The sequence below is a fragment of the Anoxynatronum sibiricum genome (assembly GCF_039414295.1).
Taxonomy (GTDB): Bacteria; Bacillota; Clostridia; order Peptostreptococcales; family Tindalliaceae; genus Anoxynatronum; species Anoxynatronum sibiricum.
Genome location: NZ_JBCITM010000007.1, coordinates 22701 through 39290 on the forward strand (window position 1 = coordinate 22701; position 16590 = coordinate 39290).

At 50.0% G+C, this 16590-nt stretch carries 15 protein-coding genes; 1 reads left to right on the forward strand and 14 read right to left on the reverse strand.

Annotation, left to right across the window (positions count from 1 at the left end):
- Positions 1 to 74 precede the first annotated feature (74 nt).
- From AAIG11_RS08290 to tpx, 14 genes are all read right to left on the reverse strand, one after another.
- Positions 75 to 272 carry a SelT/SelW/SelH family protein gene (locus AAIG11_RS08290; RefSeq protein ID WP_484477161.1) on the reverse strand — a complete coding sequence of 66 codons (198 nt, stop codon included), beginning with the start codon at positions 270 to 272 and terminating at the stop codon, positions 75 to 77.
- 128 nt (positions 273 to 400) lie between these two features.
- Positions 401 to 2476 carry an ATP-dependent helicase gene (locus AAIG11_RS08295; RefSeq protein ID WP_343185778.1) on the reverse strand — a complete coding sequence of 692 codons (2076 nt, stop codon included), beginning with the start codon at positions 2474 to 2476 and terminating at the stop codon, positions 401 to 403.
- Positions 2477 to 2598: 122 nt separating this feature from the next.
- A complete protein-coding gene (locus tag AAIG11_RS08300) occupies positions 2599 to 3288 on the reverse strand; it encodes a type 1 glutamine amidotransferase (RefSeq protein WP_343185779.1) in 690 nt (229 codons plus the stop codon).
- Positions 3289 to 3554: 266 nt separating this feature from the next.
- Positions 3555 to 4274 carry a thioredoxin-dependent peroxiredoxin gene (gene prxU, locus AAIG11_RS08305; RefSeq protein ID WP_425499416.1) on the reverse strand — a complete coding sequence of 240 codons (720 nt, stop codon included), beginning with the start codon at positions 4272 to 4274 and terminating at the stop codon, positions 3555 to 3557.
- A gap of 236 nt (positions 4275 to 4510) precedes the next feature.
- Entirely contained in the window at positions 4511 to 5095 is a 585-nt protein-coding gene (locus AAIG11_RS08310) for a hypothetical protein (RefSeq protein WP_343185780.1), read from the reverse strand.
- Between the two features lie 122 nt (positions 5096 to 5217).
- Entirely contained in the window at positions 5218 to 6231 is a 1014-nt protein-coding gene (locus tag AAIG11_RS08315; RefSeq protein WP_343185781.1) for a hypothetical protein, read from the reverse strand.
- Between the two features lie 21 nt (positions 6232 to 6252).
- Positions 6253 to 6924, reverse strand: a complete 672-nt coding sequence (locus AAIG11_RS08320) for a metallophosphoesterase (RefSeq protein ID WP_343185782.1) — start codon at positions 6922 to 6924, stop codon at positions 6253 to 6255.
- Between the two features lie 54 nt (positions 6925 to 6978).
- A complete protein-coding gene (locus tag AAIG11_RS08325) occupies positions 6979 to 7686 on the reverse strand; it encodes a methylenetetrahydrofolate reductase (RefSeq protein WP_343185783.1) in 708 nt (235 codons plus the stop codon).
- A 49-nt stretch (positions 7687 to 7735) separates the two neighbouring features.
- Positions 7736 to 7951, reverse strand: a complete 216-nt coding sequence (locus AAIG11_RS08330; RefSeq protein WP_343185784.1) for a hypothetical protein — start codon at positions 7949 to 7951, stop codon at positions 7736 to 7738.
- Positions 7952 to 8037: 86 nt separating this feature from the next.
- Positions 8038 to 8262, reverse strand: coding sequence for a MoaD/ThiS family protein (locus AAIG11_RS08335; protein WP_343185785.1), 225 nt, complete (start codon positions 8260 to 8262; stop codon positions 8038 to 8040).
- Positions 8263 to 8409: 147 nt separating this feature from the next.
- Positions 8410 to 9573: a radical SAM protein gene (locus AAIG11_RS08340; protein ID WP_343185786.1), complete on the reverse strand. Its 1164-nt coding sequence runs from the start codon at positions 9571 to 9573 to the stop codon at positions 8410 to 8412.
- A 116-nt stretch (positions 9574 to 9689) separates the two neighbouring features.
- Positions 9690 to 11483: an aldehyde ferredoxin oxidoreductase family protein gene (locus AAIG11_RS08345; protein WP_343185787.1), complete on the reverse strand. Its 1794-nt coding sequence runs from the start codon at positions 11481 to 11483 to the stop codon at positions 9690 to 9692.
- Between the two features lie 266 nt (positions 11484 to 11749).
- Complete coding sequence (locus AAIG11_RS08350; RefSeq protein WP_343185788.1) at positions 11750 to 13690, reverse strand: sigma-54-dependent Fis family transcriptional regulator; 1941 nt, start codon at positions 13688 to 13690, stop codon at positions 11750 to 11752.
- A gap of 108 nt (positions 13691 to 13798) precedes the next feature.
- Positions 13799 to 14308, reverse strand: coding sequence for a thiol peroxidase (tpx, locus tag AAIG11_RS08355; protein ID WP_343185789.1), 510 nt, complete (start codon positions 14306 to 14308; stop codon positions 13799 to 13801).
- A 287-nt stretch (positions 14309 to 14595) separates the two neighbouring features.
- On the opposite strand from tpx, the gene AAIG11_RS08360 reads away from it, so the two are divergent.
- Entirely contained in the window at positions 14596 to 16590 is a 1995-nt protein-coding gene (locus AAIG11_RS08360) for a molybdopterin-dependent oxidoreductase (protein WP_343185790.1), read from the forward strand.

Here is a 16590-nt window from a genome sequence, read left to right on the forward strand (position 1 = left end):
TTGCTGTGATTCGAATCACGCCTGTACTATAAAAGGCTGCCGGTGATTGATCGGCAGCCTTCATCTTCATATATTTATACCAGTTCTTTTCGGATGGTACTTTCCACTTCATCTTCTTCAGGGAACCTTCCCAGAGATTTTTTGGAAAACAGCAACCGGTCTTCCAGTTTAATCTCAAAAACCCCTCCGCCTGAAGGAATCAACACCAACTCCACAATCTGGTCCTTGTGTTCGTTAAGCAGTCTTTCTGTAAGGCTTACAGCCTTTTCCAGGTAACCTCAGGCAATGCAGTACTCAATACTGATTTTGCGTGTCATCGAAAACCCTCCTTTTTCATCCAAAGCTTCCAATACGTTTATATGGTGTATACCCTATTGATTGATATTTAATCTCAACTGTTTCAGGAGGATGCCTTCCCCACCAGCACCCGCCGGAGAAAATCACGGGCAATATGGCGCACCTCGTCGCGAAACCGAATGGCCACACTTGTTTCCGAAACACTCATCACTTCTCCCGGCCCGAAGGTGCTGTGAACAACAGCCTCGCCCGTTGTTACCGGAAATGATTTTTGCGAAAAAGCTTCTGGCAGCGCATGTCTGACTTCACTGACAAAAAGACTCTCCTGTAGACTTTCGCGAAAGCAGGACTGGGGACAGCACAGCCACAGTTCTTTTCTGGCACGGGTCATGGCGACGTACATGAGCCGCCGTTCTTCCTCCAGCTGACTTTGATCGCCTTTTTCCAGCGCAGTTTTCACGCTTCCCGGAGCCGGAAAGGTGTGGGCCGCTACATCAAGGACAGCCACAAAGTCATACTCCAGCCCTTTAGCCCCATGAACTGTACTAAGGGTGACTCTGGGAGTTGTCTGATTATCCGATATCTGAACAGGATCACTGCCTCTTCTACCGGTATCCAGTAATTGTTGACGTAATTGCAATGGCTGATGGATTGACCGACTGAGCCAGTGAATCATTTCAAGGAGCTGGAAAGCTGTTTCCCTTGAAACCTGTTTTTTTCGTTCCAGGTACTGGCCATAGCCCAGTTGATCCACCAGAAAGGGAATGATGCCATCGCTGCTTTGACGGGTGAGAGACTGCAGATTTCTTGCCAGCTCTTTCACCGACTTCTGCCGGTAGTGTTCCGACAACAGTGGTGACTGGCACAGGTGACTGAGTAAGGGGCCCTCATTCGCTGGAGCATGCTGCTTCAGCCAGGCAATCATCTGCTTGGAGACGTAGCCATTCAATTTGTAATAGATTTTTTCAAACAGTTCCAGATCGTGGGGTGCATAGGCAAAGTCAATGATGTGCAGCAGGTCCTGGGTAAGCCAATGGGAGTAAAACGTCATTTTCAAATCCCTTGATCGAAAGGAAATCCCTGCTTCATGCAGGGCATCTGCCAAAACCACCGCCGACAGATTGTTGCGGTATAAAAGGCCCACGCTCACCGTCTCCTGTTGCAGCCACTGTGTTACTTTGCTGATGATCCCTTCCAGCTGTTGCCTGCCATCGGAAAAGGACCGGATCTCCAACCGACCGCCACTGCCCGCCTGACTGACAGCTTCTTTGGCATACCGCTGCTGATTCAGTCGAATAACCCCATTACTGGCCGTCACCAGTTCCTGGGGGCATCGATAGTTCTGATCCATCACATAGACAGCCGCTTCCGGATAAAGGGTGGGGAAATCCAGCAGTAACCGGGGCGAAGATCCCCTGAAACTGTAAATCATCTGATCATCATCCCCCACACAGAAAAGCTGATTTTCGGGTGCTGTCAGCAATCGGATAATCTCCCACTGAATCGGTGAAGTATCTTGAAACTCATCCACCTGCCAGTACAAGTAGCGGTTTTGATATTGTTTCAGAAACGTGGTATTCCGGGAGAAAATCTCCCATGTAACCACCAGCAGATCGTCATAATCCAGCCAGTGATTGGCTTTTTTATAGCTTTCATACCGTAGATAAATATCCCGAAAGCGCTTCACTGCACCGCACAGCGATTCCATTTCATCCTCGGGAATCATTTTATTTTTCACCAGGCTGATCTGCTGTAATAGCTCTTCCATTTCATCTTCGCCTGGAAAAGTCTGGTTGATCTGCCGGTAAATAGCCCTGAGAATCCGTGGCTTGTAAAGCTGCTGCCGCCGATCTTCAATGAGATGAATGTGACGGTGTTCAAACCGATAAGCCCGGGACACCACCTGGTAAGCCAGGGAGTGGATGGTGGAAAACTGCACCTGGTTACTGCCGGAAAGGTGCCCAAACAGCTGCTGAAACCTGGCTGCCATATCCCGGGCTGATGCCCTTGAGAAGGTGAGGTTGCAAATGGCTGCCGGATTCACCTGGTGAACAGTCATTAAATGGGCAATGCGACTGCACATCACAGTGGTTTTACCTGCTCCGGCCACGGCCAGTACAATGGCAGGGCCATCATGGTGTCTGGCTGCCGCCTGCTGCTGTGGATTGAGTGGAATCAAAAAATCACCTGCCTGTTCTTTTGCCTGAAACCAGTCTGATATCGTCTGAAAAACACCTGAAAAAGCCTGAGCAGATTCCCCTCAGGCGAAAAACAGGCGATCCCTTATCGTAGCTATCCTGCTTACTGATTGATAAAGTTCACGAACAACCTGCGATTTTGCCGGAAGCGCTGTTCATCTTCCAGCTGGTCGATGAAGCTCTCTTTAAAATGAGGGTCTTTTGTTTTGAGGACATCGAAAATTTCCTGACTGGAGGCCAGGTCGTATTCCGGATGAAACTGCACGCCCCAAATGGGCAGTTCACCATACTGAAAAGCATGGACAGGGCATCTTTCCGACACTGCCAGCAACTGAAAATCTTCGGGCAATGCGAGAGCTTCATCGTAATGAGACAACACAAACACCGGATCTTCGAGTCCCTCAAAAAGTGGATTGGCTGGCAGTTGAATATTGGCCCATCCAAATTCCGGCTTTGGTGCCACTCTCAGGTATTCTTTTCCTGCCAATAGCCGCACCAGCAGCTGATGACCGTAGCAAATGCCCAGCACAGGCTTTCGGTGCTCCTGGCAATGAGCCAGCACGGCGGCCATGGGAGTTTCCCACCCATAATCCTCCATGGGTGATGCTTCAGAACCCGAAAGGATCAGATGGCTGAAAGGCGAAAGGTCTTCCAACAGCTCCGTCACTTCCTTTTCGCCACGGACCCGAAGGAAATGGACCGGCTCACCGGTTTCTTCCAGCTGACTGCAGATGACCCGATCAAAGGTTGCGGCAAAAACATCATCAAGAAAAAAATTCAGCACCAGTACCATATGCACTCCTCCAGTAATTGGGTTTTTCACCATCGACAGGTTTCTTGATACTTTGTTCCATCAAGTATAGCATATTTTTCCCATGCCGGCAGCTGATTTCTGGCACCCCCGTCCCCCGTCGCATCAGGGGTGCTGCCCTTATGCAGTGGTGGCAGAACAGCCGCCGGTGAAGGTGTTTCCAATAATCATCAAAAAACCTCCCTCCGGCCAGTTGATCGGCCTGAGGGAGGTTGATGTTTTCGATTCATCTCGATTTTTCTTTACTTCTATTCGTCGAAGGCTTCGCTGACTTTCCATTCCTTCCAGACATTGCCCACCAAGCCAGGACCAGGTTTCAATGTCGCTTTGCCCGGTTTCCATCCTGAGGGAGTTGCCTCTGTGCCGTTGCTGGCTCTCACCAGTTGATAAGCCTGCACCTGACGAATGCTTTCACTGACATTTCTTCCCACCGGCGGTGTCAATACTTCAAAGCCCTGTATGATACCATCCGGGTCAATAATGAAGCGGCCACGGGTTTCCACACCACTGTCTTCATCGTAAATCCCATACATTTTTCCAATACGGCCATCCTGATCTGAGCACATGGGGAAGGGAATATCTTTGCCGATCATTTTGGAGAGCTCGATATCATTCCACATTTTATGAACAAACACACTGTCCACACTCATGGAGAGCACTTGGACGTCCATTTCCTTCATAACGGGATATTTTTCAGCAACTGCTGAAACTTCGGTAGCTCAGACGAAGGTAAAATCGCCGGGATAAAAACAGAGCAAAACCCACTTTCCTCTGTATTCAGAAAGATCCACATTCACAAATTTTCCTTCAAAGAAAGCAGGAGCAGAGAATTCCGGGGCCGGTTTTCCAACTTTAACCATTGTTTGAACTTCCTCCTTTTCGGGTTGATCTATCGCCATCGTTGCTGATGGTTCACTCTTTTTCGTGAGTTCCGGTCGCTTGCAGCCTGGCTTGAATTCTTCGGGCAAATCGACACCTCCTCATATTGATGAACGTTGATTTGATTGCATTCATATTAAAAATGCAATCGTTACACCTATTGATTATTATTATACACCTATTGACGTATTAAATGCAATGCCTTTTGGTGATATATTTATCTTGATATGAATACGTACACCCGTTTGTTTGATGGCATAAAAAACTCCGGGAAACAGTTGTGTTCTGTTCCCGGAGCCGTATGCACACCGCGGTGTCCAATCATTTAGTTTTCGCTGTTTACCCATGCATCAAATTTTTCAAGTACCCGGTCATAGGTTTTTTGTGAGATTTCAGGTAAACTGCCCAGTGCTTTCTCAGCTTCTTTAAATCCCTGAATGATGGCGTCCCGAAGAAGTTCTGCCTTCTCTTTATCGCCACCGGAAAGAGCTATGGCAAAGTCGACGATACGATCACTGGTTTTTTCTACACCGTATTCTCCGTCAGGACCCAGCATGGCTTCTAGTTCAGCCCTTGCTTCGTTATCAATGTTAACTGGTTCTCCATCCTGTTTCAGACGATCTGCAGACATTCCCTGGCGTTCCAACATGCGGATGACCAGTTCACGCAGCTGTTGATGTGCCCGGTTGCTTTCGTCCATCAGCCGTTGAATCGACTGTTCATCCCGTACAGGTGCCGGTTTTTCGTAGGTTGCCTTGGTTTCCGGTTCGCTTTTGGTCAGCTGGTCTTTGACAACGCCCGCTTCCTTTTCCTGAGCCTTTTCTGCCTTGGTTTCCCGACTCCCTTCGTGCTTCTTCTGATTTAAGGCTGCTGCTTCATAAGCCGCCTGGGATCGATCTGTCACTTTCATCAGAAAACGCCTCCTTTCATAAAAGTTATCGGCAGTTCCCCCTGGATTTATAGCCTTTTCTTCTTAAACATCTCTTTACCATTATCCTGTTTCAATGGCGGTACCGTCTGTCAACCGAAAGCCTATCTCGATGACTGAAGATCTGTTTCCAATCGATATAACCGCTCCCGTTCCTTACCGGTCAGCTTTTCCAGCAATTCCTGGCGGCGGTACTGGCCTTCTTCTTTTTTATTCCTTTTTTCAGACATGCGATGCTTTTCTTTCTGGGTGTCGGTCCAGCCTACTTTTCTGTTTCGGTAATAAAGATCAAAATCTGCCAGACGTTTGCCTTCATCATCATATTCCAATCCCATGAGTATTTTTTTGATGGCTTCCGGCGGCAGGAAACTGAAAAGGCGTACCTGATAGGCCATCACCGCCAGCAGGGTGAGCGCGTGGTCCCGTGTCCAGCTTTCTCCAAGAATAAACCCCAGTTCCAGTGCAGCAATCACGTGAATGAGCCGGTGATAATGCACCTCATATTGTCCCCGGTTATCATAGAGGTTGATGCGGTATTCATACCAGGAGCCGTCTTTCAGGGTATGGGTGATGTACAGCAGCGCCTCCCGACGCAACTGGGCATAACAGTCGTGGAGGGGTTGATCGATGAGGAGCTGTCGGGGGTATACGGCCTGTTCTCCCAGCGCCTGGTGCAACCGGTGGGTGGTGAGCCCCAGCAGGGTTTGGTCTTTCTCTCCCAGCCGAACCCCTTCATGCCAGGTGACCGTCTGTGCGTGATAATCTTTTGCCAGTGCGTCCAATACCGCCTCCTCATGTTCCGGTACCCTCATGAGCAAAATGCGGGGGCCCATATCCACCCGTTCAATGATGCTGCTGAGCCCTTCATTGATGATTTGACTGAGCACTGCTGTTCCACTGCCCTGGGCCAACAGGATTCCGTGAGCATCGTCAGGATCTGTCATTTCCAGTCCCGTTGGCGTCACAAAAATCAGACTGGTGTTTTTATCTGACTCTCGCTGGCCTTCGTCCAGAGACACCTGGCGCAGGTGCAGCTTCTGAGACAACTGGCGGCAGGTGTCTTCGGGAGATGCCGCGCGCAAAAACAACAGCCTTGTTCCAATGCGCAAATAGACCATTTTCATGCCTCCTTGATCTGTTTAGAGCCCCGTGGGATTCCGGTCCATTTTCCGGAATTTATTCGTGCCTGGCGGATATTCCAGATGGTAGACCTGCCAGGTTTCCACATCGATCACATGAATGTGTAATAGTCCATTGAGAAGCACTCTGGAGTCTTCCTCCAGATTGAGCGGATGAAACTGATGGCCAAAGCAGTAATAACCCGGTGCATCAGGCTGATCATCAAGGGCATGCATCAGGTGAAACTTCTTACCATACAATGAAATGGTTCGATTCTTCAAGTCTTCCGCAGGAAATAATGTCAGGAGCGTGGGAAGATCATCATGATTCCCTGGTGACACATGAAGTTGAGCGCCGCTGATTTTCACCAGTTGATTCAGAAATGGCACCACAGACTGCTGGTAACGGCTCAGCTGGCTTTTTTGCTTTTCTATTTTATAGTTATCAGCCACGTCTCCTGTATGCAGGATATGTGCCGGCTTAATGAGGGTCACCAGCCGATAGAGAAATGGATAGATTTCTGCCGGTGTGTCACTCATATGTAAGATCAGCGGTCCCCGGGCGGCGGCCAGTTCATGGGGAATGAAGGCACGGTCAAACAGGCTGTATATGGCTGATTTAAATCGATTGGCATAAATTCCCATTCTCAGGTTCCTTTCATCATCTGCCCACTTCCCGCGAGTCTTTCGCACTGAATACACCTTGCTTTTTAACGCTTCTCATCTGATCATCTATGATCATCGCATTCAACGATTCATGATCTGTTTGATATCCCTGGCCAGCTGAATGGAGGCTTCAATCTCCACCCGGTTCACCGAGACACTCTCCACATTGCAACCTATGGGAATTCCCTTTTCGCGGCCAAACTCCTGAAGTTCAACAAAGGCCTGCCGGGAGAGGTGAATGGACCGGTCCAGAATATCACTGCTGTGACACAGCTCATTTTCAAGCCAGCGGGGAATATTCACCCCCAGCCATTTCATAAAAGCCAGGGTTTTTAAGGATCCACAGGGTGTCAGGGTAAGCACCACCGGCATCAGGGGAAGGCCTTCCCTGCGGCAATGATAGTAATAGTCCGACAAAAAATTCTTGGAGGCTTCCACGTTATAGACCGCCTGGGTAACAAAGTAGCTGCAGCCTTTTTGCTGTTTGCTGATCACCCGAAGGTGTTCATCTGCTTTGAGAAGATGGCGTTCCGGAATGGCCACGCCACCCATCAAAAAGGCATCATTTTTCGAAACCAACTGATAGGCCTGTGCCAAAGACATGGATACCGCCTGGCTGGAAGAGGCTGCTCCAACAAAAACCGAATAGCGGGTATCCGTTCCCTTGCCTCCAATCCACTGTTCCAGGACTTCCGGCGGATACTTCCCCACACACCGGTAGATGATATGGGGGATGGCAAGATCTGTCAGGTATTTCTGGCTGTACTCCTGGGGATCAAGGGTTTTCATGAAAGGAAAGGGTCTGGCTTCTGTCACCCGTTCTTTTTCGTCTTGAATGTCATATAAAATGATTCTTCCTGGTGGAGTGAATGTTCATGTCATTAAGGTAGGATCTGATGAGGGCGTCAATGTCAATCCCCTGAATCCGTTCCACCTGACGGCGGGCAATTTCATGGAGTTTTTCCTCCGACTGTCCTGCTTTTGGAGGCGTGATGCCATAGGTGAGAATCCCCGGCTGCCGCAGCCTTATTTTCTCCTTTAACTGATCCGTCATGTGCCTGATCCCTTCCTTTCCAATGTTAAAAACCGGCAGCGCACCCTTTGGATGCTCTGCCGGCGCTACTATTTTGCAAAATGGCTTCAGCCGCCTCCTACAGGCGGAAATATGGAAACAACGTCCTCCGGTTTAAGGGGGTTGTCCAGGTGTCCATCCCGTCCGTTCACCAATAGAATGGCCACTTCTTCTTCCGGAATCGTCAGCTGGTCAATAATCTGTCGACAAGTCATTCCTTCCGGCCCTTCCACCATCATTTCCTTATCCCGACCCTCTCGAAGGGTGGCAAACAAACGCACTTTTATCTTCATCTGCTTCACCTCGTCAGCGTGATCTACGTATCATTATACCCTTTTTTTCGCCATTGTCACGTCTAACTCCATTTCTGCCGAAATTCGCCATTGCCGTATCCTCACCGGCATTCTCTTCAGGGTCAATATTGAGAAACACCACCGGCTTCAGGGGCACATGACAAAACGCCTGGCCCACAGGCAGTCAGCACAGGTGGGTTGAACACCGTAACAGTCTTCCTTCGTTTCTGTGGCGTATTCACAGCCTTCCACCAGATCACAGTCCATACAGGAGGGATAGAAGTTGCAGTGAATCTGGTACCTGAATCGTTGGTAATCAACGCTGTTCCAGATTTCAAGCACCTTTTTTTCTTTCAGACTGCCGAAACTATGCTTGGTTACCTGTTTCTTCCGACCAAAAACATATTCTTCATAAGGATGTGAAAATCGGTAACAGGGAACCACATCGCCACCGGCTGTGATATACGTGGTTACATCTTCAATGAAGGCACAAGCCCTTTCTGTTTTCAACACCGCCTGGGGAAACTGGACGGTGACAGCTTTTCGATGGGAGTACATGCGGATCTTATGAAACAGCAATTGGGTTTCGTGGGATGTCAGGCCGGCAAATCCGTACAAATACTGATGTTTGTTTTCTTCTGTTTGTGGAATCAGATGTGACAGGATAAGTTTACCGCAACCCAGCTCATGGGCCAGATCCAGTACTGCATAAATCTGATCGATGTTCTGGCGGGAAGCCACAAACTGAAGACTGATGCGGGGCCAGGCAGTATCCAGTTCTCTCTTGCGTTGTTGCAGGCGCCGGATGCCTTCTGCCACCACATCCACACCGATTCCCCGGATGGCTTCAAACGCTTTTCCCACCCCGTCGACAGAGATGGTGATTTCCTGCACACGGCCCACCAGCGCATCCACCATGGCCGCTGACATCATGGTGCCGTTGGATGTAATATGAAGCGGATAGTGGCCAAACCGTTTCAGTATTTCCAGTATCTGAGGGTGGTAAAGAGGTTCTCCGATCCCCCCCAGCACCAGCTTTTTAATCCCCTTCACTTCTTTCAGACTCGCCTCCACCCGGTTAAGGATGTCTTCACTCATATCCAGATTGAACTGGTCTTCATCCCAACTTTTGCGGTAGCAAATGGCACAATTCAGATTGCACCGGTCGGTCAACTCCAGATAGATTTTGTGAATTTCGTCGCCAGGCAGCAAATGTGCCCGATATCCCAGTTCCAGCAGGTGGGTCCGGTCTTTCAGATTGTCTTCATAAAGGTAATCATGAATAAGGGTTTCATGGGACTTGGTTTTCATGAGGCAACTCCTTCGGTTGTGAAAAAGAGCTCCCAGAGGAAGCTCTTTTTCAAGATGCATTAGATCAGAAGTCGATGTTCATCATCAGCGGGGGAACTGGATGCTTTTCACGGATGTTAAATCCCCAGTTCATCCAACTTTGCCTGAGTGGGAACGCCTTCAGCATCCCATCCACGCACATCATAATACTTGGGCAACAGAACACCCAGCTGCGAAAGGTTTCCTTTTGACGGACCTTCTGCAATGGGATCTTCCAACAGGCGCTTCGGCAACGTATCATCCGCTTTGCCAAGACCACTGTTAATGTTAAAGAGTTTTTCCATGTTCCAGATTCTGTCGCCGGCGGCCAGAAGGCTGGCGGCGTCAAAGTCGGTGCCGGTAACGGCATTCATCATATCGGCATAGTCATCTGCATTCATGGCAAAGGAGGTGAAGAGGCACATGCCGGAGGAATCGATGGCTGCTGTCAGATCCTGGAAGATTTTTACCCATTCCGGCTTGCCGGCCAGGTCAAAGCGGTCCAGTTTTTCAGGAAGCGCCAAAATTTCCGGTGAGATCAAATAAGCCCGTACGTGGCAGCCGCCCCTGTTTGAAGTGGCATAGGCCAGGCCCTGACCCTGAATGGCCCGGGGATCGTAAGCCGGCAGCTCCTGCTTTTTAACACTCATGGAAAGCTCAGGTGCGCCATACATCTCTCCCAGACGATAGGAACCTTCTGCCATTTTATCGCCCAGACCTTCCCGCACACCCATGCGCTTAGTCCATTCGATGACGGCTTCGGCATTTCCAAACTCAAGGGAAAGTCCATCAAGCTCATCGTCTTTAATGAGTCCTTTCTGATAGAGCTCCATGGCAGCTGCAATGGTGGCGGAAGCGGAGATGGTATCCAGCCCCACCTCATTACACCAGTAATTGGCCTTAATGACTGCTTTCAGGTCGGAAACGCCGCAGTCGGCTCCAAATCCCCAAATAGTTTCGTATTCGGGTCCGCCGCCTTCGATGTCATCCACTTTGCAGTGACGCCCACAGGCGATGGGACATCCATAACATCCCACACGTTTCACCAGGTACTTTTCAGCCAAGGCTTCGCCACTGATCTCTTCTGCCAGAGCAAAGGTGGATTGCTGGAAATTATTGGCTGGAAAGACGCCGTTTTCATTGATAATGTTAACCAATACAGCGGTACCGTAGGTGGGAAGCCCCTGGCCGGTGACACCATTTTCTCGGATTTTTTCGTTAACCCGTTTCACCACTTCTTTCAGTTTGTCAGGATCTGCCACTGCAGGTTTGCCGGAACCCTTCACCACAACTGCTTTCAGATTCTTGGAACCCATGACGGCGCCCACACCGGAACGGCCGGCAGCACGGTCAATGTCATTCATCACAGCTGCTATACGGGAGAGCTTTTCACCGCCGGGGCCAATGTTCAGGACTTTCGCCTTTTCATTGTTTTCCTTCAGCAGCATTTCAGTGGTTTCACTTGTCATTTTACCCCACAGGTGAGTGGCATCTTTAATGGTGACTTCATCATCCACAATATTGATGTAGACGGGCTTTTCAGATTTTCCCTCCACAATGATCATGTCATAACCGGCAAATTTCAGCTCTGCCCCCCAGCGACCGCCGGAGTTGGAGGAAGCAATGGTGCCGGTTAGGGGTGATTTGGTGATGACCATATACCGACCACCGGTGGGTACTGTCTGAACACCACTGAGGGGACCAGCGGCAATGATCAGTTTGTTTTGCGGATCAAAAGGCTCTATTTTGTTATCCACTTCATCCGAAAAAATCTTCTCTGCCAATCCGCGGCCACCCACATATTTCTTGGCCAGTTCCAGATCCAGGGCTTCTTTTTTAATGTCGCCGGTGGTGAGGTTAACGCGTAAAACTGTTCCACAGTATCCGTACATACATTTCTCCTCCTTCATACGATTCTTTTGGGATTTTCTTTCAGAGACAATAATGAAATACATGCTCCATTACTGATGTGCAAGTTGCATGCCAACCATCTGCTGTTTTCATTATATTTTCAATAGTCCTTTCAACTCTCTCCCCTCCCTGTTTTCCAACATTGAAAGCGGATGGTCACCCGTATCCCTGAATGATTTTTGTCTCTTCTGAAAGACATGTTCTGTTTCGGATCATTATTCTTGTTCTGAGAGTGTTCCATAGTTGATCACTGTTTCGTTTTAGAACAATCGATCTGGTATTTTTTCGCCTTGCGATAAAAGGTATTTCGTCCGATCCCCAATGCCTCTGCTGCAAGAGACACATTTCCGTTATAACTTTGGTACACTCGTTCGATGTGGCGTCTTTCCATTTCTTCCAAACACTCGATTTCATTTCCCTGTGGTGTGGTTTCCAGGTCCCCTGAAATTATCTGACAATCCTGTTCCCACAATCTGCAGGTGTTCAAGTTAATGATTTGTTCCACAGCATTTTCCAGTTCGCGAATATTTCCCGGCCAGTGATAGTCTGTCAGTCGGCGAATCTGGTCACGGCTGAGCATCACCGGGTTTTTCCCAAGTTTCATGGATTTGACAGTGATGAAATAATCCACCAGCAGGCTGATATCATCTTTTCGTTCGCGCAGGGGCATCAACTCCAGGGGCACCACATTCAACCGATAGTAAAGATCTCTTCGAAAGTTTCCCTTTTCAACCTCTGTTCGCAGATCTTTGTTGGTGGCCGCGATAATGCGCACATCCACGTCAATTTCCTTGTTGCCGCCCACCCGGAACAATTTGCCCGTTTCCAGCACCCTCAATAAATTTGTCTGCATGTCATAGGGCATTTCGCCAATCTCATCCAGAAAAAGAGTGCCTCCGTCTGCCCACTCAAATTTACCCATCTGCCCGCCTCGTTTGGCTCCTGTAAAGGCTCCGTCTTCGTAACCAAAAAGTTCAGATTCAATGAGATTTCGAGGCAGCGCACCACAGTTGATGGCCACAAAAGCTTCATCCCGCCGATCGCTGGCATTATGAATGGCCTGGGCAAATACCTCTTTTCCCACACCGCTTTCACCTGTGATAAGCACCGTGGAAGGGCTGTCACTCACCCGATGGGCATAATCAATGAGTTTTAAAAACTGCTGGTTGCGGCCTACGATTTTATCGAAGGTGTAGACCGCCCGGCTTCCCGCCATTTTGTGAGCTATTTTCCGCAGCCTGCGGGCTTCCTTGATGACACAGACCACGCCCTGATGCTCCCCATCCCGGTATTCCACCGGGTAAGTGCTGAAAGTACAGTGAATGCGTCCGTTCTTTCCATTGGCATCAATTTCTTCTTCCATATAATTGATGCCTTTTTCAAGATTTTGCTGGATATTCTCCCAGTTGTCCACCACACTGGCAATATGAAGCCCCCTGATTTCTTCCGGTTTGTAACCCAGCATTTCACTGGCAGTTTTGTTCATGGTTTTGATATAACCCCGGGGCCCCACTGTAAATATACCGGAAGTAATGGCATCGATGATGGTGCTGATGGAGTTCCGGGCCAACTCCAGTTTCTGATTGGCCTGCCGAATGGTCAGCATCTGTTCAATGGCGTTGACGGCGGCCACCACCATTCCCAGCGTGTGGGAATGCACCAGGTGACTGCGGCCGGTAAGATCCAGCGTGCCAATCATGCGTCCTTTAGGGTCATGAATGGGAGCGGCTGAACAAGTCCACCGGTGATATGCCGTGACATAGTGCTCATCGCCATCCACCTGTACCGGAATTTTTTCTGCCAGGGCAGTGCCCATGGCGTTGGTACCAATATGACGTTCATGCATGTAGGCTCCCGGATTCATTTCCAGCCTGGCCGCCTCCCGCAGCACTTCATCATCTCCCTGAATGTCAAGAATGCAGCCTTCCCAGTCTGTCAGAATGGCAAAAAAACCAGAGCCACGAACGAAATCGCACAGCTGTTGAAGAAAGGGCATGGCGGTTTCAATCAGCTCCCGGTTCTCGTCCATTTTTTCCCGAAGCGCTTCTCCCCGAAGGATTTTTGAGCTGTAGATCCGCCCCAGCTCCACGCCATATTCCTGACTGCGAGCGTGAGAACGGGTGATATAATCTTTGACCGCCTGTTCCTGTTTGAACTCACGCAGTTCTGACATTGCTGTCTGGCTCATTTTCTTTCATCCCCTTTTCATTCACCGCTTCCCTGGCTTCCCTTTTATGTGACCTTCGTGCAGACTAGCACCATCACCAATACCCGCCGTTCCGTCAATGAAATTGCATTATCTTCCTGTGATGGAGGCCAGCGCCCTGTCATAGTCGGGGTGGTTGGTCACTTCCGGCACAATTTCAGCATAACGCACCACTCCTGCTTCATCAATCATCACCACACCGCGGGCCAGCAGGCGCAGTTCTTCGATCAGGTAGCCAAATTTCAAACCAAAGTCAGCATCTTTGTGGTCTGACAACACCAGCGAGTTTTCAATTCCCCTGTCGGCGCAATACCGGTTCAGGGCAAAGGGAAGATCCATGCTGATACTGACCACCACGGCATTTTCCAGTTTCGCTGCCTCTTCGTTGAAACGAATGGTTTGCAGGTCGCAAACCGATGTGTCGATGGAAGGCGCCACGCTGATCAGTACTTTCTTTCCTTTCAAATCACTGAGTTGGAAAGATTTCATATCCCGGGTCACTGCTGTAAAATCAGGTGCCTGCGCACCCTCTTTCACCGGACTACCCACCAATGTCATGGGATTGCCTTTCATTGTGATGATGCCTTTTCTCTTTTCCATTGATAAACCTCCTTATTTGCTGTCGCTTCCGACATCCTTCGCGAATGAATTGCTTAAACAATTTCGATGATCCTTCACCCACCGGTGAAACCGGTACCCTCCCTGCTATTCATACCCAAAACTTAGCAGTTGCAACGTTCATTGAATCATTCCCCAGGCTTCATCTCACCACGACAAGTTAGCCCCTTACCCTCATCAGCATCCCGACAGCTTCGTTGTCATTGCCCCGCTATTGCCTTTTGCCTCAACCCAGCTATAATAAAAGTAACCATGCACTTGATGAAAGGATGATACGTGTGCCGATTTTTCAAAGCGCTTGTTCTTTAGACTGCTGGGATGTCTGCAGTATGAAGGTCACTGTGGATAATAACCAGGTTCTTCAAGTAGCCGGCGATCCCCACGACCGCATCACCCAGGGCTTTCTGTGCCAGAAAGGCGGGACCATCACTGAACGGTTTCTGCACCCTGACCGGCTAAAACATCCCATGAAGCGCCACGGAGAATCATGGGAAACGATTTCCTGGACGCAGGCGCTGGATGAAATATCTCTGAAGCTGAAGCTACTGCTGGCAGATCACGGACCCACCGCCATGATTCATTACAGCGAGGGCGGCCATGGCGGCCTCTCCAAAAATATTGACACAGCCTTTTTCAACGCGCTGGGAGGTGTCACCACTCCTGTAGGCAGCCTATGTCTGGGGGCAGGATTGGCGGCCCAGAAACTGGATTTTGGAAATAGCTACAGCCATCCTCCGGAAGATCTGACCAATTCCCACTGCCTGGTGCTCTGGGGACGCAACCCCGCCGCTACGAATATTCACTTGGTCCCTTTTATTAAAAAGCTGCGAGAACGACAAGTACCCGTCTTTCTCATTGATCCAGTGAAGAGCGCCAGCGCTTCTCTGGCTGATGAACATTTGGCACTGCGCCCCGGCAGTGACGGTCATCTGGCCCTGGCCCTGGCCAAGAGGCTGAAAGAAAAACAATGGCTGGATAGGAGTTATCTCCAGCGGCATTGCCAGGGAGCCGGTGCTTTCCTGGATCAACTGGAACAGTTTTCCATGGAAAGCCTGATCGAGGCCACCGGACTCAGCGCTGATCAGGTTCACCGTCTTGCCGACACTTATGGCCAGGCACCATCTGCTGCCATTTACTTGGGTTATGGCGTTCAGCGAAATCGGTTTGGCGGCCGCAATGTGCGCCTCATCGACGCCCTGGGAGCCCTCACCGGCAATCTGGGAGTACCCGGTGGCGGCGTCAGCTACGCTCACCGTCACACCAGCCAGTGGATTGACCACGATTATCTGGAAAACGCTCCGTCAGCAACCGGGCGCACCTTTCCCCGCAGCCGGTTTGCTGCATTTATCAACAGTCAGCCTTCACCAGCGGTTCAGGGCATCTTGGTAACCAAGGGCAATCCCGTTGTTCAGCTGCCTGACACCAACGCCACCCTGGCGGCCTTTCGGCAGATACCTTTCAAAGTGGTCATTGATCATTTTATGACCGATACCGCCCAGCAGGCTGATTACGTGTTGCCCGCCACCATGATTCTGGAAGAATCTGACGTGGTGTTCGGTTCCATGTGGCACAACCAGCTTACCTGGACGGAGCAGGCTGTCACCCCTCCAGAAGGCCCGCGCCATGAATTCACTATTTTTCAGGAACTGGCCCGCAGGCTGGACCTGAAGGATTTTCTGGAACGATACCCGAATGTGGACACTTACCTGGCCACTGCCGTGGCCCCTTTGTGCCGTTACCTGAACATCACACCAGACGCTCTTAAAGGAAAACGCATCACTGTTCCCGGCCGGGAACTGCCCTGGAAGACGGGTGTCTTTGAAACCCCCTCGGGTCAGTTTGAGTTCATTGAACCGGAAGATCCTGATGCCTTTTTTCTGGCTTCTCCCCACCAGCCCGACTATCCTTACCATTTACTAACGGTTCACACTTCCAGTTCACTTCACACCCAGCACCTGCGCACACAACCAGTTCACCAAATCCCCGAAGTGCGTATTCACCCCGACACCGCAGAAACAAATGGCGTTATCGAGGGTGCCAGCCTCTATCTGGAATCTGCCAACGGATCACTGGCGGTTCGTTTTCGACTGGATGACCGGGTACGTCACGACACCATGGTGATGAATCAGGGCAGCTGGTTACATCAGGGCGCTGTGAACCATCTGACAGATGCAGGTTTGTCAGATCTTGGCATGCAGGCCATCTACTATGACTGCCGCTGCCGCATTGTCAAAACACCCTCCCCACAGCCTATCCCTTTTTGA